The 26,004-nt window shown below is 75.2% G+C and carries 20 protein-coding genes and 1 riboswitch; of the genes, 8 read left to right on the forward strand and 12 right to left on the reverse strand.

All coding sequences use genetic code 11. The features are described 5' to 3' along the window. Positions 1-51: 51 nt before the first annotated feature. The 7 genes from ACFYYW_RS16525 to ACFYYW_RS16555 form a co-directional block, all read right to left on the reverse strand. Positions 52-3,060, reverse strand: coding sequence for a lantibiotic dehydratase (locus tag ACFYYW_RS16525; RefSeq protein WP_387649487.1), 3,009 nt, complete (start codon positions 3,058-3,060; stop codon positions 52-54). Next, positions 3,057-4,397, reverse strand: coding sequence for a lanthionine synthetase C family protein (locus tag ACFYYW_RS16530; RefSeq protein ID WP_387649489.1), 1,341 nt, complete (start codon positions 4,395-4,397; stop codon positions 3,057-3,059). The genes ACFYYW_RS16525 and ACFYYW_RS16530 overlap by 4 nt, the downstream gene beginning before the upstream one ends. Beyond that, a complete protein-coding gene (locus ACFYYW_RS16535; RefSeq protein WP_387649491.1) occupies positions 4,394-4,975 on the reverse strand; it encodes a hypothetical protein in 582 nt (193 codons plus the stop codon). Before ACFYYW_RS16535 ends, ACFYYW_RS16530 begins: the two co-directional genes overlap by 4 nt. Positions 4,976-5,038: 63 nt before the next feature. After that, positions 5,039-6,613, reverse strand: coding sequence for a hypothetical protein (locus tag ACFYYW_RS16540; protein WP_387649494.1), 1,575 nt, complete (start codon positions 6,611-6,613; stop codon positions 5,039-5,041). 35 nt (positions 6,614-6,648) lie between these two features. Continuing rightward, entirely contained in the window at positions 6,649-6,834 is a 186-nt protein-coding gene (locus tag ACFYYW_RS16545) for a hypothetical protein (protein WP_387649497.1), read from the reverse strand. Between the two features lie 133 nt (positions 6,835-6,967). Continuing rightward, the gene (locus tag ACFYYW_RS16550) at positions 6,968-8,083 is read right to left on the reverse strand and encodes a sensor histidine kinase (protein ID WP_387649500.1); all 1,116 of its coding nucleotides are present in this window, start codon (positions 8,081-8,083) and stop codon (positions 6,968-6,970) included. Further along, the gene (locus tag ACFYYW_RS16555) at positions 8,080-8,742 is read right to left on the reverse strand and encodes a response regulator transcription factor (protein WP_387649503.1); all 663 of its coding nucleotides are present in this window, start codon (positions 8,740-8,742) and stop codon (positions 8,080-8,082) included. Before ACFYYW_RS16555 ends, ACFYYW_RS16550 begins: the two co-directional genes overlap by 4 nt. Before the next feature lie 183 nt (positions 8,743-8,925). Between ACFYYW_RS16555 and ACFYYW_RS16560 the strand changes: the two genes are divergently transcribed. The 4 genes from ACFYYW_RS16560 to ACFYYW_RS16575 all read left to right on the forward strand — a co-directional run bounded on the left by ACFYYW_RS16560 (position 8,926) and on the right by ACFYYW_RS16575 (position 13,518). Further along, the gene (locus ACFYYW_RS16560) at positions 8,926-10,605 is read left to right on the forward strand and encodes a hypothetical protein (RefSeq protein WP_387649506.1); all 1,680 of its coding nucleotides are present in this window, start codon (positions 8,926-8,928) and stop codon (positions 10,603-10,605) included. A 442-nt stretch (positions 10,606-11,047) separates the two neighbouring features. Further along, positions 11,048-11,611, forward strand: a complete 564-nt coding sequence (locus ACFYYW_RS16565; RefSeq protein ID WP_387649508.1) for an MFS transporter — start codon at positions 11,048-11,050, stop codon at positions 11,609-11,611. A gap of 153 nt (positions 11,612-11,764) precedes the next feature. Then, positions 11,765-12,307: a copper chaperone PCu(A)C gene (locus ACFYYW_RS16570; RefSeq protein WP_387649511.1), complete on the forward strand. Its 543-nt coding sequence runs from the start codon at positions 11,765-11,767 to the stop codon at positions 12,305-12,307. Beyond that, positions 12,307-13,518 carry a Dyp-type peroxidase gene (locus tag ACFYYW_RS16575; RefSeq protein WP_387649514.1) on the forward strand — a complete coding sequence of 404 codons (1,212 nt, stop codon included), beginning with the start codon at positions 12,307-12,309 and terminating at the stop codon, positions 13,516-13,518. Before ACFYYW_RS16570 ends, ACFYYW_RS16575 begins: the two co-directional genes overlap by 1 nt. A 44-nt stretch (positions 13,519-13,562) precedes the next feature. On the opposite strand, the gene cobF is transcribed toward ACFYYW_RS16575, so the two are convergent. Continuing rightward, positions 13,563-14,321: a precorrin-6A synthase (deacetylating) gene (gene cobF / locus ACFYYW_RS16580; RefSeq protein WP_387649516.1), complete on the reverse strand. Its 759-nt coding sequence runs from the start codon at positions 14,319-14,321 to the stop codon at positions 13,563-13,565. 150 nt (positions 14,322-14,471) lie between these two features. On the opposite strand from cobF, the gene cbiE reads away from it, so the two are divergent. From cbiE to ACFYYW_RS16595, 3 genes are read left to right on the forward strand one after another with little or no spacing between them, the layout of a single operon-like run. Continuing rightward, positions 14,472-15,680: a precorrin-6y C5,15-methyltransferase (decarboxylating) subunit CbiE gene (cbiE, locus tag ACFYYW_RS16585; RefSeq protein ID WP_387649519.1), complete on the forward strand. Its 1,209-nt coding sequence runs from the start codon at positions 14,472-14,474 to the stop codon at positions 15,678-15,680. A 16-nt stretch (positions 15,681-15,696) separates the two neighbouring features. After that, positions 15,697-16,452, forward strand: coding sequence for a precorrin-4 C(11)-methyltransferase (cobM, locus tag ACFYYW_RS16590; RefSeq protein ID WP_387649522.1), 756 nt, complete (start codon positions 15,697-15,699; stop codon positions 16,450-16,452). Beyond that, positions 16,437-17,192, forward strand: coding sequence for a cobalt-precorrin-6A reductase (locus tag ACFYYW_RS16595; protein ID WP_387649525.1), 756 nt, complete (start codon positions 16,437-16,439; stop codon positions 17,190-17,192). The genes cobM and ACFYYW_RS16595 overlap by 16 nt, the downstream gene beginning before the upstream one ends. Here ACFYYW_RS16595 and ACFYYW_RS16600 read toward each other — a convergent pair. From ACFYYW_RS16600 to ACFYYW_RS16610, 3 genes are read right to left on the reverse strand one after another with little or no spacing between them, the layout of a single operon-like run. Further along, positions 17,183-18,661 (reverse strand): precorrin-2 C(20)-methyltransferase, encoded by a 1,479-nt coding sequence (locus ACFYYW_RS16600; protein ID WP_387649528.1) that lies wholly within the window; start codon positions 18,659-18,661, stop codon positions 17,183-17,185. The genes ACFYYW_RS16595 and ACFYYW_RS16600 overlap by 10 nt on opposite strands. A 5-nt stretch (positions 18,662-18,666) precedes the next feature. Then, complete coding sequence (locus tag ACFYYW_RS16605) at positions 18,667-19,287, reverse strand: precorrin-8X methylmutase (RefSeq protein WP_352327284.1); 621 nt, start codon at positions 19,285-19,287, stop codon at positions 18,667-18,669. Next, the gene (locus ACFYYW_RS16610) at positions 19,284-20,579 is read right to left on the reverse strand and encodes a precorrin-3B synthase (RefSeq protein ID WP_387649531.1); all 1,296 of its coding nucleotides are present in this window, start codon (positions 20,577-20,579) and stop codon (positions 19,284-19,286) included. The genes ACFYYW_RS16605 and ACFYYW_RS16610 overlap by 4 nt, the downstream gene beginning before the upstream one ends. A 71-nt stretch (positions 20,580-20,650) precedes the next feature. Continuing rightward, positions 20,651-20,777, forward strand: a riboswitch (cobalamin riboswitch). 53 nt (positions 20,778-20,830) lie between these two features. On the opposite strand from ACFYYW_RS16610, the gene cobN reads away from it, so the two are divergent. Further along, positions 20,831-24,577, forward strand: coding sequence for a cobaltochelatase subunit CobN (gene cobN, locus ACFYYW_RS16615; RefSeq protein WP_387649533.1), 3,747 nt, complete (start codon positions 20,831-20,833; stop codon positions 24,575-24,577). Here cobN and ACFYYW_RS16620 read toward each other — a convergent pair. Beyond that, on the reverse strand, positions 24,532-25,998 hold the full coding sequence (locus tag ACFYYW_RS16620; RefSeq protein ID WP_387650031.1) for a cobyrinate a,c-diamide synthase: 1,467 nt from the start codon (positions 25,996-25,998) through the stop codon (positions 24,532-24,534). The two genes, cobN and ACFYYW_RS16620, sit on opposite strands and share 46 nt — an antisense overlap. Positions 25,999-26,004: the final 6 nt, after the last annotated feature.

The raw sequence follows: 26,004 nt of genomic DNA on the forward strand, positions 1-26,004 counted from the left end.
TCGGGCGGGACCCAGAGAAACTATCCATCAGGGATGAAGCTGTCCAAGCGGTCACCGGTGGGCGAGACCTTCGCGGGTGCGGCGAAGGAGCTCCAGGACACGGTGTTCGAGCTCGTGACCGGTGCCGAGCAAGCGGTTGCAGTGCAGGTGCACATGGCTGCGGCACACCACGGGGGAGGGGCGCGCGGACGGCAGGCTCCGGCGGCGGACGGCCAGCACGGACGTCAGGGCCCGGTCGAGTGGTGCCGGGACGGCCGAACCGGGATCGCCCAGGAGCCGGCGCAGCTCGCGGGAGCGCCGGCGATGGTCCCGGCCGCCGTCCGGTGAGGGGGAGACGGCGTCGCGGTAGAAGAGCGTGCGCTGCTCGACGTCCAGGCCGAGGCCGTCGAGCAGGTCGTCGACGCTGAGCGCGGCCACGGTGACCGGATCGTAGGGGAATCCGTGGCTTCTGGACAGGGCCAGCAGCTCGGCCACGGCCGGGCTGTCGGCGAGGAAGACGCCCTCGGCGGCCGGCATGTCGTCCAGGCCGCCGTACCGCTCGATCTCGCGTTCGTAGGTGTCGAAGGCGAAGGTCGCGCACGCGCCCGTGGAGATCAGGTCGGCCGCCCACGCGCAGACGTGGCGCATGAGCGGGCCGAGCAGCGTGGCGGGGTCGCCGTGGAAGCGGATGCGCAGGTGCGGGTCGGGATCGGCGTAACGCAGGAAGAACCAGCCGCCGGCCAGCCCCGCTCCGGTGACGAACTGCCCGAAGGGGCGCAGCGAGTCGACGATCAGCTCGTCCTGGAACCGGCGGGGGCCGTACAGCTTGAGGTAGAGCCAGTCGCTGCCGGGCGGGCGCAGGCGGGCGCCGGTAGGCACGGCGCCGGAGGTCCGGCGGCGTGGCGGGACGGTCCGTGGTGGTTCCCTCAGCGCGAGCGGCACCACCACCTCGCTGAGGTGGGCGCCCTCCGGGCCCGGCAGCCAGGCGTGATCCGGGTGGGGCAGGGCCTCCTGCAGCGTGACGGGACGTCCCGGCGGTTCGTCGCGCAGCAGTCCGGCCTGGTCGGGGTCGTCCAGGTCGAGCAGCAGCCGGTTGTCGCCCCCGGCCAGGTACACGTGGCGCGGGACGCCCTGCGCCCGCCGCCAGGCGGCCAGGCCGCCCGGCTCGCGCAGCGCCGCGGGATCGACCCGCCAGCGGGCCAGGGACAGGACGACGCGGCCCCGCTGGATCCGGGGCAGGAACGGAAGACCGGCGGCCGGCCCCCAGTCGAACGAGGTGAACACGCACCGGCCGTCGCGGGCGGCGTCCAGCAGGAAGCGGGCCGCCGGGGGCGCGTGCGACGGGTTGAGCATGTGGCACTGCGTGGCGACGACCTCCACGTCGCGGGCGGGCCACCGTACGGTGAACAGGCCGTCGCGCAGGCCCACGACCAGCTCGTCCACCGGTACGGCCCACTCCGGCGCGAGGCCGGTGGAAGGGCCGAGCCGGATCTCGTGGCGGTGCCCGCACCGGCGTACGGCGACGTTGCCGGAACGGGCCCGCTCCGGCGTGTAGACCACCTCGGCGAGGAGGCGGCCGGGCGCGTGCCGGGATTCGGCCTGCGCCGCCTCCGCCAGCGCGGTGGCCGCCGGGGGGCCGAGCAGGTCGGCGAAGCGTCCGAGGGTGCGCCCGGCCGCGTTCGCGCCCAGGTTCGGGCCCACGACGAGCAGGAAGTCGCCCTTGTCCACGGCCTCGGCGCCGGCGGCCGCCACCAGGACCGCGAGGTCGAGGGTCGGCGGGGCCGGCGCGGCCGCCGGGGTCCAGGTCTGGAGGCGTGCCAGCAGGTCGTCGTCGAGTTCGACGACGGTCACCCGGTCACGATAGGCGTTCACCGCCAGGTCGGTCAGCAGCCGGTGCCGGGCGGCCGGCGCGTGCACCGGCGCGTGCACCGGCGCGTGGACCGGCGCGTGGACCGGCGCGTGGACCGGGGCGTGGACCGGGTTGCCGCCGTCGGTGGGGCGGCCCAGCCCGAAGTCCGGGTCGACCAGCTCCAGCAGCGGGACCTCGCGGCCAGCGCCGTAGCGGCGCTCGAACGCCCGGCGGCAGGCGTCGAGGCGGGGCGGTCCCGCGGGGTGCGGGCTCAACCGGAGCAGCAGCTCGGCCGCGGCCGCCGCCTCCGTCCCGATCCGCCTGTTCAGGCCGGTCCCGGACAGCGGCAGCGCGAGGTCCGTCTGGAGGAGGTTGCGCGGGTCGGTGGGGGACACGATCGTGGTCATCCGGTCCAGCAGGCCCGGCCACGTGCGGGCCCGTTCGCCGAGCGGGCGGGCGTCCCACTCCCGCAGGGCCGCCCGCAACCCGGCGAGGTCGTCCGCGACGGGATGGCCGGCGAGCCGCTCCCGGACGTGGCCGAGGGGGTCGCGGGTGAGCGGCGGACGCAGGTCGTGGTGCAGGAACCCTTGCCGGAGCAGGTCCTCGATCAAGGCGTCCGCCTTCTCCGGCGTGGCGCCGGGCAGCGTGATCAGCGCATCGGCGAGCTCCGCACGCGAGACGGGCGCGCGGGCCAGGGCGAGCGCCCGCCGTACCGCCGAAGTGGCCCGTACGGACGCCGTGCCGCCCGCCGGGAACGCCCGCCCGGCGCGGACCAGCACGGCGGGGTCGGCCACCAGGCGCAGCCGGGCGCGCACCTCGGGATCGGCTTCGAGGCGCGCGACGAGGTCCGTGAGCCAGCCCAGGTCCGGACGGGTGCGGGTGCGCGGCTCCTGCTTGGCGAGGGCCAGGTCGGTGCAGTCTCCCCAGTCGGCCAGGGCGACGCCCGCGAAGAGGCCGAACGGGGTCGGCCGGGTGCTCATGCGGATGAGGTAGCGCAGCAGCTTGCGGCCGATGCGCCGAGCCTTGGGATGGCTGGGCGCCGTTCGCGCCAGAGCGGCGGCCAGATCGCCGCTCGCCACCTGGATGGCCGCCACCACCGCCGGCGCGCCGGGCAGCAGGCGGCCCGGCTCCGCCGGCTTGCCCGCTCGCACGGCGGCGTCCACCGGCAGCAGCGGGGCGCGCACCAGCGCCCAGTCCATCGGCGTGTACAGGCTCCGGGCAGCGCGGGTCATGACAGCAGGAAGAGCCGATCCCAGGCCGGTTCGACGTCCGTCGCCGCGGCCAGCAGCACCAGGACGACGCCCGCCGCGCCGTCCAGGACCCCGGCGCGGTCCACGGCGTTGCCCTGCGGCTCCAGGGAGGCGTACCCGAGCGGCCGTTCCGGCTGGTAGGCGGCCAGCAGCTCGTCCACGAGCCCGGCCGCCTCCCGGCGGAACAGGCCGGTGTCGCAGGTGAAGCGGAGCACGACGTGCAGCAGGCCGCTGACCCCGTGGCAGAACGTCGGCGACGGGATCGCGCGCCGCTCGGCCGGCCGGCGCAGGACGGCGTCCATCGACTCCAGCGCCAGCTCGCCCAGGAGGCCGTCGTCGAGCGCCTGGGCCGCCAGCCACAAGGCGCGGGCGACCCCGGGGGTCCCGTAGCACCACGCGCTCCGTGACGGGGCCGACCGGCCGGGCCGTCCGTCGCCGGTCAGCGGCACGAACGCGGGCCAGTCGTCCCCGGCACGGTGGGCGACCAGCCAGTCGGCGATGCGCCTGACGGCGTCCGCCTGGCCCGGCACCTCGACGCCCGCGCGCAGGGCAAGGGACAGCAGGGCGAGCGGCCCTGGGATGCCGTGCGCGAGACCGCAGTCCAGAGCGCCGTGCGGGTGCAGCCCGGACATCGTCTCGTCGCCCATCAGGCGGGCGGGCGTCATCCAGGCGGGCGGCTCCTGCTCCCGGGCGAGCGTCACCAGCCCGGCGAGGATCGCCGGGAGGATGTGGTGCGGGTCGTGCCGCAGCAGGTGGGCGCCCACGCCGCAGGCTCCGGAGATCAGGTCGAACGCGCTCACCGGGCCCGGCTCGCGGGTCTGGCCGAGCCGGGCGCCGATCGCCGCGGCTCGGGGCGCCAGGGCGTCGTCCAGCGCGGCGAGCATCCGCCGGTAGCGGGTCCCGTCCCGGCTCAGCGACACGGTGGCGAACGCCAGCCCGCTCAACCCGCCGAACAGGCCCGCCGGCGCCGCTTCCACGCCCGCCGCGGCCGCCGTGAGGAACTGGTGGCCCACCGCGTCCCAGCCTTCGCCGGGCCGGCACGCGTCCAGGTAGGCGCAGGTCAGCGCGAGGCCCGCGTCGCCGTCCGCCACAGCGTAGGGCCTGCGGGCCAGGGATCTGGGGAACCGGGTCTGTTCGACGGACGCGGCGAGCGCCGCCGCCACCCGGCCCGGGTCGGTCACCCGCGCGGCGACGTCGCGAGCGACGCGGAGGGCCGCCGCCTGCCGGTCGGGGCCGAGCGGGCTCTGCCAGGCGGCGTCGGTCCTCGGCGCCCCCGTGCCCAGCCGTCGTACGGGTGGCCCGGACGTGACGGCGCTCACCGGTTCTCACCGCACCCGGCGTCGCAGGTCACGCAGCTGGCGCAGTTGGTGGGGCTGACGCAGGTCTCGTAGCAGGATCCGCAGTTGGTCACGCAGGTCTCGCAGCTCGGCTGGCAGGTGCCCGGCGTCACGCAGTCCCCGCCCTCCGCCGCCGTCGGCTCCTCGCAGTCGTGCTCGCGGGTGTCGGTCAGGCCCGGGATGCACTGACCGCTCCCCGACCGGCCGATCCGCACGTCGAGGTCGAACTCGTCGAGGGAGCGGGCCGTACGGGTTCTGGTGAACTCCACCGTCGCGTCGCGGCGCAGGGTCACCTGGGTGGCCTCCTCGCCCCGGAACGGCTCCTCGTGGCGGGCGACCGTGTTCATGTCGATGACGTCGCCGGTGCGGAACTCCGCGTAGTAGTCGAGCCCGCGCGTGAAGTACAGCCGCCGGTGGCCAGGCCGGTCGCTGTCGCCGAGAAAGCCGGTCATGCGCAGGACCGCCGCCGGCGCCTGCGCCGGATCGGGCCGCAACTTCTCCACGATCGGGTCCTGTGGTCTGGCGGCACTCCCCGGTGCCTGCTCGTCCTCGTCGGGCATCGCCTGCGCTCCTTGACGTCCGCGGTTGCCGGGTCGCGGGGACGCGGCCCCGCGACCCCTTGATCAGCGCTCCAGCAGGGCGCCCAGGCGGCGGCCGGACTCCTCGACCATCGCCCGTACCTTCTCGGTGACGGTCTCCTCCGACCGGTCGGGCACGGGGCGCAGGAACGCGGCGGGCGGCACCGGGCCCAGCGCCCGCAGCACCAGGTCCCTCGTCCGCAGGAACGCCTCGGCGCTGTCGCGGAACGACGCTCCGGAGGATTCGAGCTCCGCGAGCGCCCTGTCCTGGCCCTGCAGTTCGTCCCGCTGGTCGCTCGGCTCGCCGGTCGCGGCCAGGACGGCGAGGCAACCGCTGATCTCCTGCCTCGCGGCGCTCCGCAGGGCGGCGGCGTCCTCGTCGGCGTCCTCGTCGGCGTGCCCGGCGTCCGGCCGGGACAGGGCCCGCCGGATCGTGTCCGCTTCACGCTCGTACAGGTCGAGCACGAGGTGCGCGTACGTGCCCGCCGGCGCGGGCGACGGGTCGAACGCCTCGTTGATCCCGCCCAGCCAGCGCAGGAAGAGCCGGCCGCCTGATCCGAGCTGTTCGGTGTGGTGGCCGAGACGGTGAAGGAGGTACTGGGCCCGGTCGAAGGACCGCCTCGCCTGCCGGGCGGGATCCGCGCCGGTGATCGGCCCGTACCGGTCGGCCAGTTCCGCGTGCCTGGCGGCCACGGTGGAGTGGAACAGCGCCAAGGTGGTGTAGACGTGGCTCACGGTGAGGGCACGATCGACCGGCCAGCCCGCGTCCGCCTGCGGCCTGGCCCGGTTCCAGTGGGGACGGATCAGCGGCGACTCCGCCGCGTCGTAGCCCTCCTCCAGCAGGGAGTGGGTGTGTTCGAGGTCGGTGAACTTGACGTGCATCGCCTCGTGCAGAAGATACTCGGCGGCCTGCCACGGGTCGCCCAGCACGGCGGCCGACAGGAAGATCACCCCCGGGATGCGAGGATGGGTGAGCGACGCGAACCCGGGCGACGCCGAGCCGGGCGATGTGATGCCGGGCGACGTGATGCCGGGCGACTCCCTGCCCGCGACGGCGACCAGGTGCACGTGGCTCAGCGCGCTCGGCGCCAGCACGGGGCAGAGCTCGTGCAGCAGCTCCGCGCCCCGCAGGAGCGTCTCGCGCACGCGGCCCTCGGGGCTCGTCAGGGTGAGCCCATGGAAGCTCGCGGAGAAGACGCGGCGGAAGAACTCTCCCAGCGGGTCCACCTCAACCCGGGGCTCGGACCACACCCAGGGCCGGCCGGCCTCGTGCAGCCGCACCAGGTCCGCCGCGCCCTCGGCCAGCGGCGGCACGGCCGCGCGAGGGCTCTGCGCCGCCGCGGTCTCCAGGACGGCGTCCAGCTCCTCCTCGGGCCAGGGCAGCTCACGGCCGCCGAGCACGGCGCTCAGCCAGGTGTCGGTCGCCACCCGGACCGCCGGGTCGCCCAGCACCTGGTGGTGCCGGTCGTCGGAGGCGTCCCGCTGTGCGGCGAGCAGCAGATGCGCGCCCTTGGAGTGCTCCTTGAGCAGGAGCAGGCGGTGACGGTAGTGCAGGCGGACGCGCTGACGGATGTAGTCGCAGTCGCCGAACGGGCGGTCGCCGGAGAGGATCTCCTCCATCTGCCGCCTTGCCTGAGTGGTGTGCACCGGAGGCCTCAGCGCGGGAGGCCGGAGTCGTACATGGCGGCGCAGTACAGGACAGGGCATCTGACCCTGGCTATGGCGGCGGATCCCTCGCTCTTGTCGCTCAACGCTCTCAGATCGTCCTCGGAGAGCTGGCTGTCGACGATCTCGCCCTCGGTGATGCGCAGGACCATCGGCCCCTTGATGCTCTGCCCCATTGGTACTCCCCTCATCGGGCTCATCGGCTCGATGCTGGTCCTGCTCGACGTCGGGCAAGCGAGAACCATCGGCTTCTTCAAGGTTCTTCCGTCCGGACGCCGGCGGTCACCTCGCCCCCGGGCCGGCGCCGCATCATCGGCCGTCAGCCGGCCGCCCTCGAGACGCCTGCGCGAACCGCACGGTGATGGACAGGCCCCCTTCGGGGCGGGCATCGGCGGTGAGGGTGGCGCGGTGCGCCCGGGTGACGGCGTCGACGATGGCGAGGCCGAGGCCGTGGCCGTCGTGGCGGCCGTGACGATCGGGCGCCAGTTTCTGGAAGGGGTGGAACAGGCGCTCGATCTGGTCGTCGGGGATGACCGGCCCGCTGTTGGCGACCGTGAGGGCCGCCTGCGTGCCGGACGTCTGAGTGGTGACCGTCACGTGCCCGTCCGGGTGGTTGTGGCGGACGGCGTTGTCGACGAGGTTGGCGACGAGGCTCTCGACCAGTCTCGGATCCCCGGCCGTCACCGCGGGCGTCAGGCGTTCGACGAGGTCGATGCCGCGTTCCGCGGCTCGGCGGCGGCGGGAGGCGAGCACTCCCTCGACGAGATGGGCCAGGTCGAGGGTGTCCCAGCGGGTGACGCCGCGCTCGCCGGTGGCCAGGGTGAGCAGTGCCTGGACGAGCCGCTCCTGGTCGCCGCCCAGAGCCAGGGCCTCCTGGCAGGCCGCGCGCAGGCTGTCGGCGTCGGCGTCGGGGTCGGCGACGGCGACTTCGAGGAGGGTGCGCAGGCCGGCCAGAGGGGTGCGCAGCTCGTGGGAGGCGTTGGCGACGAAGTGGCGTTGGCTGTCGAAGGAGGCTTGCAGGCGGGCGAACAGGTCGTCGAGGGTGTGGCCGAGCTCGGTCAGCTCGTCCATGGGCTCGCCGAGGTCGAGGCGCCGGTGGAGGCTTCCGGTGGACATGGTCCTGGCGGTGGCGGTGATGGCGCGAAGCGGGCGCAGGAACCGGCCGGAGACCAGCCAGCCGAGCGCCAGGGCGACGGGGATCAGCAGGATCAGGGCGACGGCGGATCCCGTGAGAAGTCGGGGCAGGCCGATCCCGGGCGCGGACTCGGTGATCACTTTCGCCGCGGGCCGGCCCACGGGGGTGGCCGCGTCGATGCCGGCGAGCGGGACGGCGACGAGCACGAGCACGAGCACCCCGGCGGCGTAGAAGCCCGCCGCGTAGGCGAGCGCGAGCCGCGTCTGCAGGGATCTCCTGGCGAGCGTCATGACGGTCCGATGCGGTAGCCGGCTTCGCGGACGGTCTCGATCACGGGCGGGTCGCCGAGCTTGGCCCGTAACCGGTGCATGGTGTGCTTGACGGCGCTGCTGAACGGGTCGGCGGCCTCGTCCCAGGCGCGTTCGAGCAGTTCCTCGGCGGAGACGACCAGGCCGGGTACGGCGAGCAGGCATTCGAGCAGGGCGAACTCCCTGGGGCTCAGCTCGAGGCGGCGCCCGGCCCGGAACGCGGTCCGGCGGGCCGGATCGAGGGTGACGTCCCCGCAGGCCAGGGTCGGCGGCAGCGGCGGGGTGGCGCGCCGGCCCAGGGCGCGGACGCGGGCGACCAGTTCGGCGAACGCGAACGGCTTGGGCAGGTAGTCGTCGGCGCCGAGGCTCAGCCCGTCGACGCGGTCCTCGATCGTGCCGGAGGCGGTGAGCATCAGGACGCGCGTCGCACAGCGGCTGCGGGCGAGCCGCCGGCAGATCTCGTCGCCGTGGACGCCGGGCAGGTCGCGGTCGAGGATCACCACGTCGTAGCGGGTGGCGGCCAGTCGATCGAGGGCGGCGGTGCCGTCGAGGACGACGTCGACGGCCATGCCCTCGCGGTGCAGCCCGGTTCCGACCGAGCGGGCGAGGACCTCGAAGTCCTCGACGACGAGCACCCTCACCGCTCCGCACCGCCGCTCGCCGCGCGAGGAGGGCGGACGTGACGGCCGGACCGGCCGCCGGGACGAGAAGCCATGAGGCAACGATGCCAGATCCCCGGTCGCAGCCAGGTCGCAGCCACGTCGCGGCGGCCGCGACCCGGCCGGAACCGGGCGCCGCGTACAACCGTCGCCATGAGTTCATTCATGCCTCACCGATCCGGCCGATCGGCCGGGCGCGACGGTTTCCCCCGGATGCTGCGCGAGGAGTGGGCCAGGTTCCGCTCCGGGCGGGGGCGGGTGCTCGCCGTGGCGGCCTCCGTGCTGGTGACCGTGTCGATCGGACTGCTGGTCGCCGGAGGCGCCCGCACCACCTGCGTGACGGGGACGGGCGAGGGCCCCTGTCCCGCGCCTCTGGTGGGCCCCGACGGCACGGCGGTGAAGGACAAGTACTTCTTCGTGCACCAGCCGCTCAAGGGGAACGGCAGCATCACCGCCCGCGTGTCGGACATGACCGGGCAGATCCGGCTGCCGGACGTCGTACCCGGGGTGCGCAACGTCCAGGAGGGGGTGGTGCCGTGGGCGAAGGCGGGCCTCCTGCTCAGGCCGAGCCTCAAGCAGGGCACGCCGTACGCCGCCGTCATGCTCACCGGGGGGCACGGCGTGCGGATGCAGCACGACTACGTCCACGACGTGGCCGGCGGCCCGCACAACGGCCCGCAGTGGCTGCGGCTGACCAGGTCGGGCGACACCGTCACCGGCCAGGAGTCGGACGACGGCAAGGCGTGGACCGAGGTCGACACGGTCCGGTTGGCCGGGTTGCCGGAGACGGTCGAGATCGGGCTGTTCGTCACCTCGCCAGGCGTCCTGTGGGACATGGCGAAGGCCTTCGCCCAGGCCACCGCCACCTTCGACCAGATCGAGCTGCAGGGGGCGGACGGTTCCTGGCGGCGCGACGACGTCGGCGTCTCCATGGAGTCGGACGGGAGGACTCCGCACCACCCGGGCGGGGTCGTCGAGTCCGGCGGGAAGCTCGTCGTGACCGGGGGAGGCGACATCGGGCCCGCCACGGTGGAGGGCGGTCTGCGCGCCGACCTCCTGCTGATCGGCGGGGCCGTGGGGCTGATTCCGATCTTCGTGGCGGCGGCCACGTTCCTCACCACCCGAAACCGGCCCGAACCAACGGGCCCCAGCCCGACCGAACACCCGCGCGTACCGGCCGGCAGCGGCCCGTCCGAACGCCCGCGCGAACCGGCCGGCAGCGGCCCGGTCGAACACCCGCGCGTACCGGCCGGCAGCGGCCCGATTGAACGCCTGCGCGAACCCGCCGGCAGCGGTCCGACGCCTGTGTCGCGTCCGGCGCGGCTGCTGGCGGCCAGGGCCGTGGTGGTCGGGGTGGTCGGGTTCGCGGCGGGGCTGGTGGCCGCGGGGGTCGTGATCATTGCCGGGCTGGCGATGCTGCGTGCCCATGAGAACCCGATCCAGCCGATCACCGTGGGCACCGAGCTGCGGATGATCGTCGGCCACGCGGCGCTGACCGCGGCCGCCGCCGTGCTGGCTCTCGGCCTGGCCGCGCTGGTCAGGCGGACCGTCGTCGCCGTCGGACTGGCGATCGTGCTGGTCGTCGTGCCGTACCTGCTGGCGACCGCGGGGCTGGCGCCGTGGCTGCTGACGATCACCCCGGCCGCCGGGTTCGCGATCACGCAGAGCATCCCGACGTTCGCGCATGTGGACGTGGACCCGTCACTGCTGGGGGGCTACTACCCGCTGCCGCCATGGGCGGGTTTGACCGTGACCTGTGGATATGCCGCCGTCGCCTTGGGGGTGGCGATCGCCGTGCACCGCAGACAAGTGCCGTTTGACGGCGAACTCCCGCACTCCCGCTGAGCCCGTGCCCGCCGTCGAGCGGGCACGGGCGGGTCCCCGGCCTCCGAGTCAGAACGTCAGCGCAGCCGTGATCGTGACGGCGCTGGAGGGGCACCGTCAGGCAGGGCTTCTCCACCACCCCGTCGATCACCGCCGCCGGCGGGACGGGCGACCTCAGGCTGACCGTCTCCGGTCTGCCCTCCGGCACGCAGGCGTTCCTGACCCCGCAGACCATCCGACAGGGCGCGACCAGCTCCGCCCTCGTCTTCACCGTCACCAGGTTCGGCTCCTGATCCGGACCCGACGGCAGAGGGCCCCGGCGACCCCGGGGCCCTCGGCCGTTGTGTCCGGCGTGCGTGGACAGTGCCGTTGTGTCCGGCGTGCGTGGACGGGCGCCGAGCCGGAGGCGGGGCACGATGGCGGATGCCAGGGCGAGGGGGTGGGATGGGATGATGGGCCGGTTATGACCGCCTCCCTGCCGTTCCGTCTCGCCCGTGCCGCGGCGTTCGCCGTGGTCTGCGTGGCGCTGGGCGTGCTGGCGCACCTGTTCGGCGGGGGATCGGTCACGGGGCCGGTGGTGGCCGGTGGGCTGCTGCTGGCGTTCGGGGGCGGGGTCGTGGCCTCGGCGCGTGAGCGCACGCTGGCGGTGATCCTGCCGTTGCTGGCGGGCATGCAGGTGGTGCTGCATGTGCTGTTCTCCCTCAGCCATGCCGCCGACGCCTACGCCGCGCTCGTCCACGGCCATTCGGGGCTGGTGCCCGGCGTCGGCATGCTCGTCACGCATGCCGGTGCCACCGGGCTGATCGCCCTGTGGCTGGCCCGGGGCGAGGCTGCTCTGTGGGGGCTGCTGCACCGCCTGGCGGCGCGGCTGTGCCGGGTCCTCCTGGCGCTCCTCCCACGTCCGCTGGGCGAGCCGGTCGTCGTGGTGACGGCGCCCGAGCCGGACCGGCTGCGCTCGGCGGTGCCGGCACACGCCGCGCCCACGCGCGGCCCGCCGTGCACGCAGGTGATCGCTTTCTCCGGCTGACCCCCGTGGCGCCGGAGCACGTCGTCATGCCCGGCTCCGTCCGGGTCCGCGTGGCCGCGGACGTCGCGGCCGCGTCGAGCGCCCCTGCCTGATCCGCCTGCGGCGCGGTGGGAGATCCCGCCGTGCGCCGAGGCCTGCCTGGAAAGGCCCACCATGCACTCTCTCCGTTCGCGTTCCCCGCTTCTTCCCGCCGCGGCGCTGGCCGTGGCCGTGCTCGTGTCCGGCTGCGGCGGCCAGGGCACGACCGCGTCGGCGTCGCCGGCCGCCGCCACCACCGCCGCCACCGCGCCTTCGCCCGCTCTGACCATCACCGACCCCTGGATCAAGACCGGCGGGAAGGGGATGACCGCCGCCTTCGGCACCCTGGTCAACAACACCGACGCGGAGCTGACGGTCGTCTCCGGCACCTCGCCGCTGTCTCCGAAGGTCGAGCTGCACGAAGTGGTGGACTCCGGGGGCAAGATGGTGATGCGCCCCAAGAAGGGCGGGTTCGTGGTCCCTGCTCGCGGTTCCCACCCGCTGGCCCCCGGTGGCGATCACATCATGCTGATGGGCGTCACCGGGAAGGTGGAGCCGGGAGCCGAGGTGCCCTTCACCCTGACCCTCGCCGACGGTTCCACCCTCCGGTTCACCGCGATCGGCAAGGACTTCGCCGGCGGCAAGGAGAACTACCAGCCCGGCGAGGGCAAGCACTGATGGACGCGCACACCGGCAGCAGGTCCCGCCTGACCCGGCGGGGCCTGCTGGCCTCGACCGCCGCCGCCGCGGCCGGCGCGCTCGCGACACAGGCCGCCTCGACGGGCCCTGCCGCGGCGCAGGCCCCTCCGACGGGCTCGGCGGTGGAGCCCTTCCACGGCCCGCACCAGGCCGGGATCGCCACCGTCCCGCAGGCCCACGCCGTCTTCGTCGGACTGGATCTGCGCGGCGGCGTCGGCCGGGAGGCGGTGGCCCGGATGATGCGGCTGCTGACCGACGACGCCCGCCGCCTGACCGCGGGCGGTCCGGCCCTGGCCGACACCGAACCGGAGCTGGCGGTGCTGCCCGCCCGGTTGACCGTCACCTTCGGGTTCGGGCCCGGCCTGTTCGACGCGGTGGGCCTGGCGGACGCGCGCCCGTCCTCGCTGAAGGCGTTGCCCCGCTTCTCCATCGACAGGCTGCAGCCCCGCTGGAACGGCGGCGACGTGCTGGTGCAGATCTGCGCCGACGACCCGCTGACCGTGGCCCACGCCCTCCGCATGATCATCAAGGACGCCCGCGCCTTCACCCGCGTCCGATGGGTCCAGCGCGGGTTCCGGCGGGCCGCCGGGGCGCAGGCGTCCGGGCTGACCCAGCACAACATCATGGGGCAGCTCGACGGGACCGCCAACGCCGTCCCCGGGAGCCCTGTCTTCGACCGGGTGGTGTGGGCCGGCGCGGACGCGCCCGCCTGGCTGCGCGGCGGCACCACGCTGGTGCTGCGCCGGATCCGGGTCGAACTGGAGACGTGGGACGCCGCCGACCGGGTCGCCAAGGAGTTCACGGTAGGACGCCGCCTGGACACCGGCGCCCCGCTGACCGGGACCGCCGAGCACGACCCGCCCGACTTCGCCGAGCTGACGCCCGTGGGGTTCCCGGTCATCTCCGAGTACGCCCACATCAGGCGGGCGCACAGCGCCGACCCGGCCAAGGGGATCTTCCGTCGCCCCTACAACTACGACGAAGGGCTCACGGCGGCCGGACACTCCGACAGCGGCCTGCTCTTCGCCTCCTACCAGGCCGACGTCGGCACGCAGTTCCTGCCCATGCAGCGCCGGCTGGCCGAGGCCGACCTGCTCAACGAGTGGACCACGCCGATCGGGTCGGCCGTGTTCGCCATCCCGCCGGGCTGCCCGCCCGGCGGCTGGATCGGGCAGGGACTGCTGGCATGACGCGAGGAGGCCCGCCGACCCGGCGGCGCCACCTCGGTGTCAGGTCAGCGGTCCTCCGGTGACAGGCGGCGCAGCAGGTACGTGTCCATGATCCAGCCCTTGCGCTCGCGGGCCTCGGCACGCAGTCGCCGGATGCGTTCACCGACCTCGGGCACCGGCCCCGACACCAGGATCTCGTCCGGCGTCCCGAGGTAGGCGCCCCAGTAGATGTGGAAGTCGTCGAGACCGGTGAAGGAGGTGTGGGCGTCGAGCATGACCACCACGTCGTCGGCGGTCGGGCCCTGCTCCGCCAGGCGGCGGCCGGTGGTCAGGTGCGTGGGCCGGCCGACCTGGGTCAGCCCGATGCGGTGGCGGGCGGTGAGGGCGGCCACGCTGCTGATCCCGGGGACGACCTCGACGTCGAAGGCGACGTTCCCGCGTCGCCGGATCTCGTCGAGGATGGCGAGCGTGCTGTCGTAGACGGCCGGGTCGCCCCACACCAGGAACGCGCCGGTCTCGCCGGCGCCCAGTTCGTCGCGGATGAGCGCTTCGCAGGCGAGCGAGCGGCGCGAGCGCCAGTCCTCGACGGCGGCGGTGTAGGCGGGGGTGGTGCGGTCGCGTTCCGGGTCGCGGGCCTCGGCGATCCGGTACGGCCTGCGGCCGTGCTCGGCGATCAGGTCGAGGCGGAGCTGGATCAACTCGTGCTTGATCTCGCCCTTGTCGACGATGAAGAACACGTCCGTGGCGGCGATGGCCTTGACCGCCTGCAGGGTGAGATGGTCCGGATCGCCGGCGCCGATCCCGATGACGAGAAGCCGTTTCACCCGCCAAAGTCTGCCAGATAGGCAGATATACGATATCCCTCGCACTTTGCCATAGAGGAGGATCGTGAACCTGGCCGAGCAGGGCGCCGCCTTCGCCGCTTCCCGTCAGCGGCGGGTCGCCGAGGAGATCCAGCTGACCCGGCGCGACGCGTGATCACGGTCGTCGGGATCGGCGCGGACGGCTGGGACGGCCTGCCCCCGGGCTCGCGCCGCGCGGTGGAGGCCGCCGACGTGCTCATGGGCAGCGTGCGGCAGCTCGACCTGGTGCCCGCGACGGCCGCCGAACGCGTGCCGTGGCCGTCGCCGCTGCTGCCCGTCCTGCCCGCGCTCATGGACCGGTACGCCGGCCGCGAGGTGTGCGTGCTGGCCAGCGGCGATCCGATGTTCCACGGCATCGGCTCGACCCTGGTCCGGCTGCTGGGCGCGGAGCGCGTCCTGGTGCTGCCGCACGTGTCGTCGTTGTCGCTGGCCTGCGCCCGGCTGGGCTGGCCGGCCGAGCGGGTGGACGTCGTCAGCCTGGTGGGCCGTCCGCCCGCGGCGCTGGCCGCCGCCCTCCAGCCGGGCCGCCGGGTCGTCGTGCTCGGCGCGGGGCCCGGCTCGCCCTCGATGGTCGCCGGGTTGCTCGTCCGGCACGGGTACGGGCCGAGCCCGATGACGGTGCTGTCGGACCTGGGCGGCCCGCACGAGTCCGCGCTGCGGGGGACGGCGGAGAGCTGGACGGAGGGCCAGGCGCCCGCGCTCCACGTGATCGCCGTCGAGTGCGTCCTCGCCGGGGACGCCGAGCCCCTGGCCAGGGTGCCGGGGCTGCCCGACGGCGCCTACGAGCACGACGGGCAGCTCACCAAGCGGGACGTCCGCGCCGTCAGCCTGTCCCGCCTGGCCCCGATGCCCGGCGAGCTGCTGTGGGACGTGGGCGCGGGGGCGGGCAGCATCGCCGTCGAGTGGATGCGCAGCCACCCCTCGTGCGCCGCCGTGGCGATCGAGAGCAGGGCCGACCGGGCCGCCGCCGTCCGGCGCAACGCCGAGCGGCTCGGCGTGCCGTCGATGCGCGTGGTCGAGGGCAAGGCCCCCGGGGCGCTGGACGGGCTGCCCGAGCCGGACGCGGTGTTCGTCGGCGGCGGCGCGACCGCCCCCGGCCTGCTGGAACGCTGCTGGACGGCGCTGCGCCCCGGCGGCCGGCTGGTGGTGAACGCCGTGACCCTGGAGTCCGAGGCCGTCCTCGCCCACTGGTACGGCAGGCTCGGGGGCGACCTGGTGCGCCTGAGCGTCCAGCGGGCCTCGCCGGTCGGCGGGTTCACCGGCTGGCGGGCGGCGATGCCGGTGACCGTGTGGTCGATCACAAGGAAGGATCAACGATGACGGAGGGGGACCGGCCGTGACCGTGTACTTCGTCGGAGCCGGTCCCGGCGCCGCCGACCTGATCACGCTGCGCGGCCTGCGGCGGCTGGAGGCGTCGCCGGTCTGCCTGTACGCCGGTTCGCTGGTGCCGCGCGAGCTGCTCGACGCCTGCCCGCCGGGGGCCAGGCTGGTGAACACGGCGGACCTGACGCTCGACGAGATCGTCGCCGAGCTGGCCGCCGCCCACCGCGACGGTCTCGACGTGACGCGGCTGCACTCGGGCGACCCGTCGGTGTTCAGCGCCGTGGCCGAGCAGATGCGCAGGCTGGACGCCCTGGGCGTGCCGTACGAGGTGGTGCCGGGGGTTCCGGCGTTCGCGGCGGCGGCGGCCGCGCTGGGCCGGGAGCTGACCGTGCCCGGCGTCGGCCAGACCGTCATCCTGACGCGCACCTCCGCCCGCGCCACCCCCATGCCGGACGGCGAGGACCTCGCGACGCTCGGCGCGAGCCGGGCCACGATGGTGCTGCACCTGGCCGTGCAGCGGATCGACGCGGTGGTGGCCGAGCTGCTGCCCTCCTACGGCCCGGACTGCCCGGTGGCCGTGGTGGCGCGGGCGAGCCGGGCCGACGAGGTGATCCTGCGCGGGACGCTGGCCGACATCGCCGGACAGGTCCACGACGCGGGCATCCGGCGGACGGCCGTGATCGTCGTGGGCCGGGTGTTGTCGGCGACGCAGTTCCCCGACAGCCATCTCTACAGCGAAGCCAGGGAGCGGGCGTGCGACGGGTCCTGATCCTCGGCGGCACCGCCGAGGCCCGCGCCCTGGCCGCCGAGCTGGCCGCCGACCCCGGGCTGCACGTGGTGTCCTCACTGGCGGGACGGGTGAACAACCCGCGGCTGCCCGTGGGCGAGGTGCGGGAAGGCGGGTTCGGCGGGCCGGCGGGCCTGGCCGCGTGGCTGCTGAAGGAGCGCATCGACGTGCTGGTCGACGCCACGCATCCGTTCGCGGAGCGGATGACCGCCTCGGGGGTCGCGGCCTCGTCGGCGACCGGGGTGCCGCTGCTGGTGCTGCGGCGTCCGGGATGGCGGGAGGGGCCGGGCGACGCGTGGCTGCGGGTCGGCTCCCTCCAGGCGGCGGCCGGGCTGCTGACCGCGAACCGGTGGGGCGCGGCCGGCCGGGAGACCCGGGTCTTCCTCACGACCGGGCGCCGCAGCCTGCCGGTGTTCGCGCCGCTGCCCGGCGTGTGGCTGCTGGCCAGGTCGGTGGACCCGCCGGAGGGGCCCGTGCCGGCGAACGTGCACGTCCTGCTGGACCGGGGGCCGTACACCGTCGAGGGCGAGCGCGCCCTGATCCGGGAGCACCGCCTGGACGTGCTGGTGACCAAGGACAGCGGCGGCGGCATGACCACGGCCAAGCTCGGCGCGGCCCGTGAGCTCGGCCTGCCGGTGATCATGGTGGACCGGCCGCCGCTGCCCGCGGGCGTCCGGGCGACGGACAGCGTGGCGGCGGCGGCAGCCTGGGTTCAGGGGTAGCGGCGCGGGGTGTAGACGACGCCGCCTTCGGTGGCCCGCGTCGTGGACGAGCCGATGATCAGCAGGCAGCGCATGTCCACCTGGCCCGGGTCCAGCTCGCCGAGCGTGGTGACCGTGACGCTCTCCTCCGGGCCGCCGACGTCGCGGCCGATCACCACGGGGGTGTCCGGCGCCCGGTGCTCCAGCAGCAGGTCCCGGGCGGCGGCGACCTGCCACGTACGGCTCCGCGAGGCCGGGTTGTAGATCGCCAGCACCAGGTCAGCCCGCGCGGCGGCGGACAGCCGGTCGGCCACCACCTCCCACGGCTTGAGCAGGTCGGACAGCGACAGCACGCAGTAGTCGTGCCCGAGCGGCGCGCCCGCCCTGGCCGCGACCGCCTGGGCGGCGGTCAGTCCCGGCACGACTCGCACCGGCACGTCCGGGAAGTCGGCGGCGGCTTCCAGCACGGCGCTGGCCATGGCGAACACGCCCGGGTCGCCGGACGACACGACCGCCACGCGGGCCCCGTCCCGGGCCAGCTCAAGGGCGTGCCTGGCGCGTTCGGCCTCCACCCGGTTGTCGGTGCGGTGCCGGCGCTGGCGCGCGTTCGGGGCCACCCGGTCCACGTACGGGCCGTAGCCGACGAGGTCGGTGGCCGCGGCCAGCGCCTCCTGCGCCTCCGGCGTCAGCCACGGCCGTCCCGCCGGGCCCAGGCCGACCACGACCACCTCGCCCCGCCCCTCGTCCACCGGGCGCTCGGGGACGAACGTGCGCTCGGCCGGGCTGGCCAGCAGCGCCAGCGAGAAGTACGGGACCCCGTCCGGGTCCACGTCCTTGAGCGGGGCGACCCGCTCGGCGCCCATGGTGGCCCGCTCGACGTACCAGGCGTCGTCGAGGCGGCCCGCCTCGGCCAGCGCGTCGCGCACCTTCCCGAACGTGCGGCCCAGCTTGAGCACGGCGGCCGAGTCGGTGTCGCGCAGCCGCTCGGCCAGCGCCTGCGCGGGCAGCGTGCCGGGCAGCACGGTCAGCACCTCGTCCCGCTCGACCAGCGGCCGGCCCAGCACGGCGGCGGCGGCGCTGACCGAGGTCACGCCGGGCACCACCTCGGTCGGGTAGCGGTGGGCGAGCCGCTTGTGCATGTGCATGTAGGAGCCGTAGAACAGCGGGTCGCCCTCGGCCAGCACGACCACGGTGCGGCCCGCGTCCAGGTGGGCGGCCAGGCGTTCGGCGCAGTCGGCGTAGAAGTCGTCGAGCGCCCCCTGGTAGCCGCCGGGGTGGTCGGTGGTCTCCGTGGTCAGCGGGTAGAGCAGCAGCTCCTCGATCTGGCCTTCGCGCATGTACGGCAGCGCGATCGAACGGGCGATGCTGCGGCCGTGCCGGGCGGCGTGGTAGGCGATCACGTCGGCCTCGCCGATCAGCCGGGCCGTCCTGACCGTGACCAGCTCGGGGTCGCCGGGGCCCAGGCCGACTCCGTACAGGCGTCCTGACATGGTCCTCACTCCGTCTCGTTCGCGATGGCGTTGATCGCGGCGGCCGTCATCGCACTGCCGCCGCGACGGCCGTGCACCACCAGGTACTCCAGGTCGCTGCCGGCCAGCGCCTGCTTGGACTCGGCCGCGCCGATGAAGCCGACCGGGATGCCGAGCACGGCCGCGGGGCGTCCCGCGCCCTCGGCCACCAGCTCCAGCAGCCGGAACAGCGCGGTCGGCGCGTTCCCGATGGCCACCACCGCCCCCTCCAGGCGGTCGCGCCACAGCTCCAGGGCCGCGGCGCTGCGGGTGGTGCCGAGGCGTTCGGCCAGCTCGGGGACGCGCGGATCGCCCAGCGTGCACAGCACCTCGTTGCCCGCGGGCAGCCTGCGCCGGGTCACGCCGGAGGCGACCATCATGGCGTCGCACAACACCGGCGCGCCGCCGCGCAGCGCCGCCCTGGCCCGCGCGACGACCCGCGGGGACCAGGCCAGGTCGGTCACGAGGTCGGTCATGCCGCACGCGTGGATCATGCGCACCGCCACCTGGGCGACCTCGGGGGGCAGGCCCGTGAGGTCGGTCTCGGCGCGGATGGTCGCGAACGAGCGCCGGTAGATCTCGGCGCCGTCGCGGATGTAGTCGCTCACTCCTGGCGTTCCTCGTATCCGTTGATGGTCGCGATCAGCTGGCGGACCGGGCCGCGCGGCAGGCCGCAGCGCCGCTCGCAACCGGCCCAGTGGACGGGTGTGGCGGGTGCGCGGCCGAGGCTCCGCACCCATTGGCGGGCGTCCGCCCGCACGTCGGCGAGCGCCTTCGCGCAGCCGGGACGGCCGGTGCAGGCGGTGACCCCGGCCCAGGGGGAGTCCGGGTCGGTGACGAGCCCGGCGGCGGCCAGCGTCCGCTCGATCCGGTCCGCCTCGCCGAGGGATTTCGGGGAGCCCGAGGAATCGGGGGAGCCGGGGGAGCCGGGGGAGCCGGGGGAGCCGGGGGAGAGGTCCGGCAGGACGACTGTTCGCCAGGGGGTCAGGCGCACTGGCCGCCCGAGGTCCGCGAGCGCTCTGGCCTGGGCGGACGTCAGACGGCCGAGCGGCACGAGCGCCTCGATCGCCACCCGGCCGTCCCGCTGCGCGATCCTGCCCGCGGACGGGCGGCGCGCGGGTGAGGGCGGGACGTTCGCGGCATCCGCGGCCTGCGGGGCGTCGGCGGTGTGGGGCGCCTGCGGGGCCTTCGGGGCGTCCAGTGCGTTCGGGGCGTTCGTTCGGGCTGGTCGGCCGTCGCGCAGGCGGGTGGCGATCGCGGCGGGGCCGTCCGGCAGGTCGCGGATGCGCCAGGCGCGCGGGCCGTCGGGGGACAGCTCGTCCAGGAACGCCTCGGCGGCGTCGATCATGAGCGGCACGGCCGCGTCCGGGGCGACGGTCAGCCCGGTGTCGGCGCCGGCGAGCAGCAGCCGCCCGGTCGCCACGTAGGTGACGTCCGCGCCGAGCCCGGCGACGTCCCGCGTGCCGTCGTCCAGGGCGAACAGGAACCGTCCCGGCAGCGCGGCCAGCCGGGGCCGCGCGCACAGCGCCCGGTCCAGGGCGTCCGCCATCGCCTGCACGTCCAGCAGCCCGTCAGGACCGCGCCCGCTCAGCGGCGAGGCCAGGATGTTGCGCACCCGCTCGTGCGCGGGCGACGGCAGCAGCCCGGCCGCCGCGATGCGCCCGGCGAAGACCTCGGGCGAGCGCAGCCCCCGCACCTGGACGTTCGCCCGCGACGTCAGCTCGATCACGCCCGCTCCCAGCTCGGCCGCGCACCCGGCGAGCACGCGGAGCTGCGCGGCCGACACCGCGCCGCCGGGCAGGCGCACGCGGGCGAGCGGGCCGTCGGCGGCCTCGTGCACCTGGAGCGCCCCCGGACAGGCATCGGGACGCGTACGTCCGGAAGATTCACCTACGGGCACGAAGGGATCGTAACGCCACTTCTGGGACGGGTCGCTCCTGCCGTAAGCTTCGGCGTAGACGATGGCAATGGGAGGAAGCCGGTGCGAATCCGGCGCGGTCCCGCCACTGTGACCGGGGAGCGAACCCCACCACGAGGCCACTGTCCGGCGACGGACGGGAAGGCCGGGGTGAGCGTCGATCCGGGAGCCAGGAGACTCCTGCCGTCGTGTCACCCGCGACCGGGGCGAGGACCCCGAGGGAGGAATGCGCCGTGCCTGGCGACAGCCGTACCGTTCTGCTGCTCTCCACCTCCGACACCGACCTGCTGAGCGCCCGCGCCTGCGGGGCGGGCTACCGTCTGGGCAATCCCGCCCGGCTGACCGCCGAGGACGTCCCCGGCCTGACGGAGGGCACCGACCTGGTCGTGGTGCGCCTGCTGGGCGGGCGGCGGGCCTGGCCGGAAGGGCTCGACGCGCTGCTGGCCGGGCCCCGCCCGGTGGTGGTGCTGGGCGGGGAGCAGGCGCCCGACGCCGAGCTGATGGAGCTGTCCACCGTCAGCGGCGGGGTGTGCGCCGAGGCGCACGCCTACCTGGCCCATGGCGGTCCGGCCAACCTGGCCGAGCTGCACGCGTTCCTGTCCGACACCGTCCTGCTGACCGGGCACGGGTTCGAGCCGCCCGTCCCGGCCCCCACCTGGGGACGGCTGGACCGCCCCGCCAGGACCACCGGCGGTCCCGTGGTGGGGGTGCTCTACTACCGGGCCCACCACGTGGCGGGCAACACCGCGTTCGTCGAGGCGTTGTGCGACGCCGTCGAGGACGCGGGCGGGCAGGCGCTGCCGGTCTTCTGCTCGTCCCTGCGCGCGGCCGAGCCGGAGCTGCTGGACACGCTGCGCGCGGCGGACGCCCTGGTCGTCACGGTGCTGGCGGCGGGCGGCTCCCGTCCGGCCACCGCGGGGGCGGGCGGCGACGACGAGGCCTGGGACGTCGGCGCGCTGGCCGAGCTCGACGTGCCGATCCTGCAGGGACTCTGCCTGACCACCACCCGCCAGGCCTGGGAGGAGAACGACGACGGGCTGTCGCCGCTGGACGCCGCCTCCCAGGTGGCGATCCCGGAGTTCGACGGGCGCATCATCACGGTGCCGTTCTCGTTCAAGGAGATCGACCCCGACGGGCTGACCGTCTACGTCGCCGACCCCGAGCGGGCCGCCCGGGTGGCGGGCATCGCGGTGCGCCACGGCCTGCTGCGGCACACCCCTCCCGCCGAACGGCGGCTGGTGGTGATGTTGTCGGCGTACCCGACCAAGCACTCCCGCGTCGGCAACGCGGTCGGGCTGGACACCCCGGCGAGCACCGTCCGGCTGCTGGCCCGTCTCGCCGAGGCGGGGTACGACCTGGGCGACGGCTTCCCCGGCGTGGCCGACCAGGACGGCGACGCGCTCGTCCACGCGCTGATCGCCGCCGGCGGCCAGGACCAGGACTGGCTGACCGAGGAGCACCTGGCGGGCAACCCGGTCCGCATCTCCGCCGCCTCCTACGAACAGTGGTACCGGACGCTGCCCGCGGCCCTGCGCGAGGAGATGGAGCGCCACTGGGGGCCGCCGCCCGGAGAGTTGTTCGTGCACGAGGGGGACGACGGGACCGACATCGTGCTGGCCGCGCTGAGGGCCGGGAACCTCGTGGTGATGGTGCAGCCGCCGCGCGGCTTCGGGGAGAACCCGATCGCCATCTACCACGACCCCGACCTGCCGCCCAGCCACCACTACCTGGCCGCCTACCGCTGGCTGTCGGCCGAGTTCGGCGCGCACGCGATGGTGCACGTCGGCAAGCACGGCAACCTGGAGTGGCTGCCCGGCAAGTCGGCGGGGATGTCGGCCGCGTGCGGCACCGACGCCGCCATCGGCGACCTGCCGCTGGTCTACCCCTTCCTGGTCAACGACCCGGGGGAGGGCACGCAGGCCAAGCGGCGCGCGCACGCCGTGCTGGTGGACCACCTGGTGCCGCCGATGGCCCGCGCCGACACCTACGGCGACATCGCCCGGCTGGAGCAGCTCCTGGACGAGCACGCCACGATCGCCGCCATGGACCCCGCCAAGCTGCCCGCGATCCGGGCGCAGATCTGGACGCTGATCCAGGCCGCCCGGCTCGACCACGACCTCGGGCTGGCCGACCGGCCGCACGACAGCGAGTTCGACGACCTCATCCTGCACGTGGACGGCTGGCTGTGCGAGGTGAAGGACGCGCAGATCCGCGACGGCCTGCACGTCCTCGGCCAGGCGCCCACCGGCCAGGTGCGGGTGGACCTGGTGCTGGCCATGCTGCGCGCCCGCCAGATGTGGGCCGGCCGGGAGACGCTGCCCGGCCTGCGCGAGGCGCTCGGCCTGGCCGAGGACGGCACGGCGGGGCTCGGCGACGTGGACCGCGCGGAGACGACCGCCCGCGCCCTGGTCGAGGCCATGGAGCAGCACGCCTGGGCCCCGGAGGCAGCCCCCGCCGTCGCCCGCGCGGTACTGGACGCGACACCCGGCCTCGCTCCCCCCGCATCGGACGGGACGCCCGATGCCGCTCCCACCGCATCGGACGGTACGCCCGGCCTCGCTCCCGCCGCGTCGGACGGTACGCCCGGTGTCGCTCCCGCCGCATCGGTGGGCCGTGTGGCCGAGGAACGGGTGGAGCTGGTGGCGCGGGTGCTGGCGTTCGCCGCCGCCGAGATGGTGCCGCGCCTGGCCCGCACCACCGACGAGCTGGACCACGTCCTGCACGCCCTGGACGGCGGCTACGTGCCCGCCGGCCCCAGCGGCTCCCCGCTGCGCGGCCTGGTCAACGTGCTGCCGACCGGCCGCAACTTCTACTCCGTGGACCCCCGGGCGGTGCCCAGCCGCCTGGCCTGGGAGACCGGCCATGCCATGGCGGAGTCGCTGCTGGAGCGCTACCGCGCCGACACCGGCGAGTGGCCGCGCTCGGTCGGGCTGTCGGTGTGGGGGACCAGCGCCATGCGCACGGCGGGCGACGACGTCGCCGAGGTGCTGGCCCTGCTCGGCGTCCGCCCCGAATGGGACGAGGCGTCGCGTCGCGTCATCCGCCTGGAGCCGATCCCGCTCGCCGAGCTGGGCCGCCCGCGCATCGACGTGACGGTCCGCATCAGCGGCTTCTTCCGCGACGCCTTCCCGCACGTGGTCGGCATGCTCGACGACGCCGTACGGCTGGTCGCGTCGCTGGCGGAGCCGGTCGAGGAGAACTACGTCCGCGCCCACGTGGCCGCGACCGGCGGCGACGAGCGGCTGGCCACCATGCGCGTCTTCGGCTCCGCGCCCGGCGCGTACGGGGCCGGGCTGCTGCCGCTCATCGACAGCCGCAACTGGCGCGACGACGCCGACCTGGCCGAGGTGTACGCCGTGTGGGGCGGCTACGCCTACGGCCGCGACCTCGACGGCGTCGCCGCCCGCCCCCAGATGGAGGACGCCTACCGCCGCATCGCCGTCGCCGCCAAGAACGTCGACACCCGCGAGCACGACATCGTCGACTCCGACGACTACTTCCAGTACCACGGCGGCATGATCGCCACCGTGCGGGCGCTCACCGGCAGGGCCCCGGCCGCCTATGTCGGCGACAGCACCCGCCCCGACGCCGTGCGCACCCGCACCCTGTCGGAGGAGACCTCACGGATCTTCCGCGCCAGGGTCGTCAACCCGCGCTGGCTGGCCGCCATGCGCCGCCACGGCTACAAGGGCGCCTTCGAGCTGGCCGCCACCGTCGACTACCTGTTCGGCTACGACGCCACCACCGGCGTGGTCGCCGACTGGATGTACGACAAGCTCACGGAGACGTACGTGCTCGACCCCGAGAACCAGGCGTTCATGGCCCGCTCGAACCCCTGGGCGCTGCACGGCATCGCCGAACGCCTCCTGGAGGCCGCCGAGCGCGGCATGTGGCAGCACCCCGACCCGGAGGTCCTGCGCGGCCTGCAGGAGGTCTACCTCAAGACCGAGGGCGACCTGGAGGACGACACCAGCCGCTGAGCCAGGCCGGGCGCGCCCGCCCAGTGAAGATGCAGGTAGGACGCGGTCACGCCGGGATCGCCGTACCCGTCGTGGCCGCCGTCCCAGCGGAACAGCGGCTCGCCCGCGTACGTGACGGCCGTCCGGTGGAACTCGTGCCCGCGCAGCCGCTCGCCCGTCCTGGTGAGCGGTGAGCGCCGCAGCGCGACGGCGTCCCGGTAGCCGAGCGTCAGCCGGGACGTCATCCGCGCCCGCCCCGGGACGCGCCCGCACATGCGCTGACCGTCCAGCTCGTCGCACAGGTACAGCAGCCCCGCGCACTCGGCGGCGATCGGGCCGGGGAAGGCGGCGACCTGCTGCCGCAGGGGCTCGTTGGCGGCCAGTTCGGCGGCGTACACCTCCGGGAAGCCGCCGCCGATCACGATCGCGCCGGTCCCGTCCGGCAGCCGCGTGTCGCGCGTCGGGTCGAAGACGGCCACCTCCGCCCCCGCCGCCCGCAACAGCTCGACCTGCTCGGCGTAGCCGAACGTGAACGCCGCCCCGCCGGCCACGGCCACCACCGGCCGCCCACGCGCAGCCCCCGCCACCTCCGGCCGGTCGCCCGCAGCCCCCGCCACCTCCGGCCGGTCGCCCGCAGCCCCCGCCACCTCCGGCCGGTCGCCCGCAACCCCCGCCACCTCCGGCTGGTCGCCCGCCACCTCCGCCACCTGCGGCCGGTCGCCCGTCGCGCCGGGCGCCGGCGGCGTCCAGGCGGGGCCGCCCAGCGGGGGAGCGGAGCGCGCCAGCCGCAGCAACGCGTCCAGGTCGCACGAACGCGCCACCAGCGCGGCCAGCCGGTCCACGGCGGCGACCGCCTCGGTCCGGCGCTCGGCGGCCGGCACCAGCCCCAGATGCCGGGAGGGGGTGGCCACGGCGTCGTCGCGGCGGATCGCCCCCAGCACCGGCACGCCCGCCGCCGCCAGCGCCGACCGGCACAACTCCTCGTGCCGGTCGGAGCCCACCCGGTTGAGCACCACCCCGCCCACCCGCACGTCCGGGTCGAAGGTGGCGAACCCGTGCACCACCGCCGCCACCGACCTGCTCTGCCGGGCCGCGTCCACGACCAGCACCACCGGCGCGTCCAGCAGCGTCGCGACGTGCGCGGTCGAGGCGAACCCGGTGTCCCCCCTGCCGTCGAACAGGCCCATCACGCCCTCGACCACCGCCACGTCGCACCCGGCCGCGCCGTGCAGGAACAGGGGTGCGACCAGTTCCTCCCCGACGAGCCACGGATCCAGGTTGCGGCCGGGACGGCCGGCGGCCAGCGCGTGATAGCCCGGGTCGATGTAGTCCGGCCCCACCTTGTGCGGCGAGACCCGCAGCCCGCGCGCCCGCAACGCCGCCATGAGCCCGGTGGCCACCGTCGTCTTGCCGCTGCCCGACGACGGCGCGGCGATCACCAGGCGCGG

This window comes from Nonomuraea sp. NPDC001831, from assembly GCF_042892035.1.
Lineage (GTDB): Bacteria > Actinomycetota > Actinomycetes > Streptosporangiales > Streptosporangiaceae > Nonomuraea.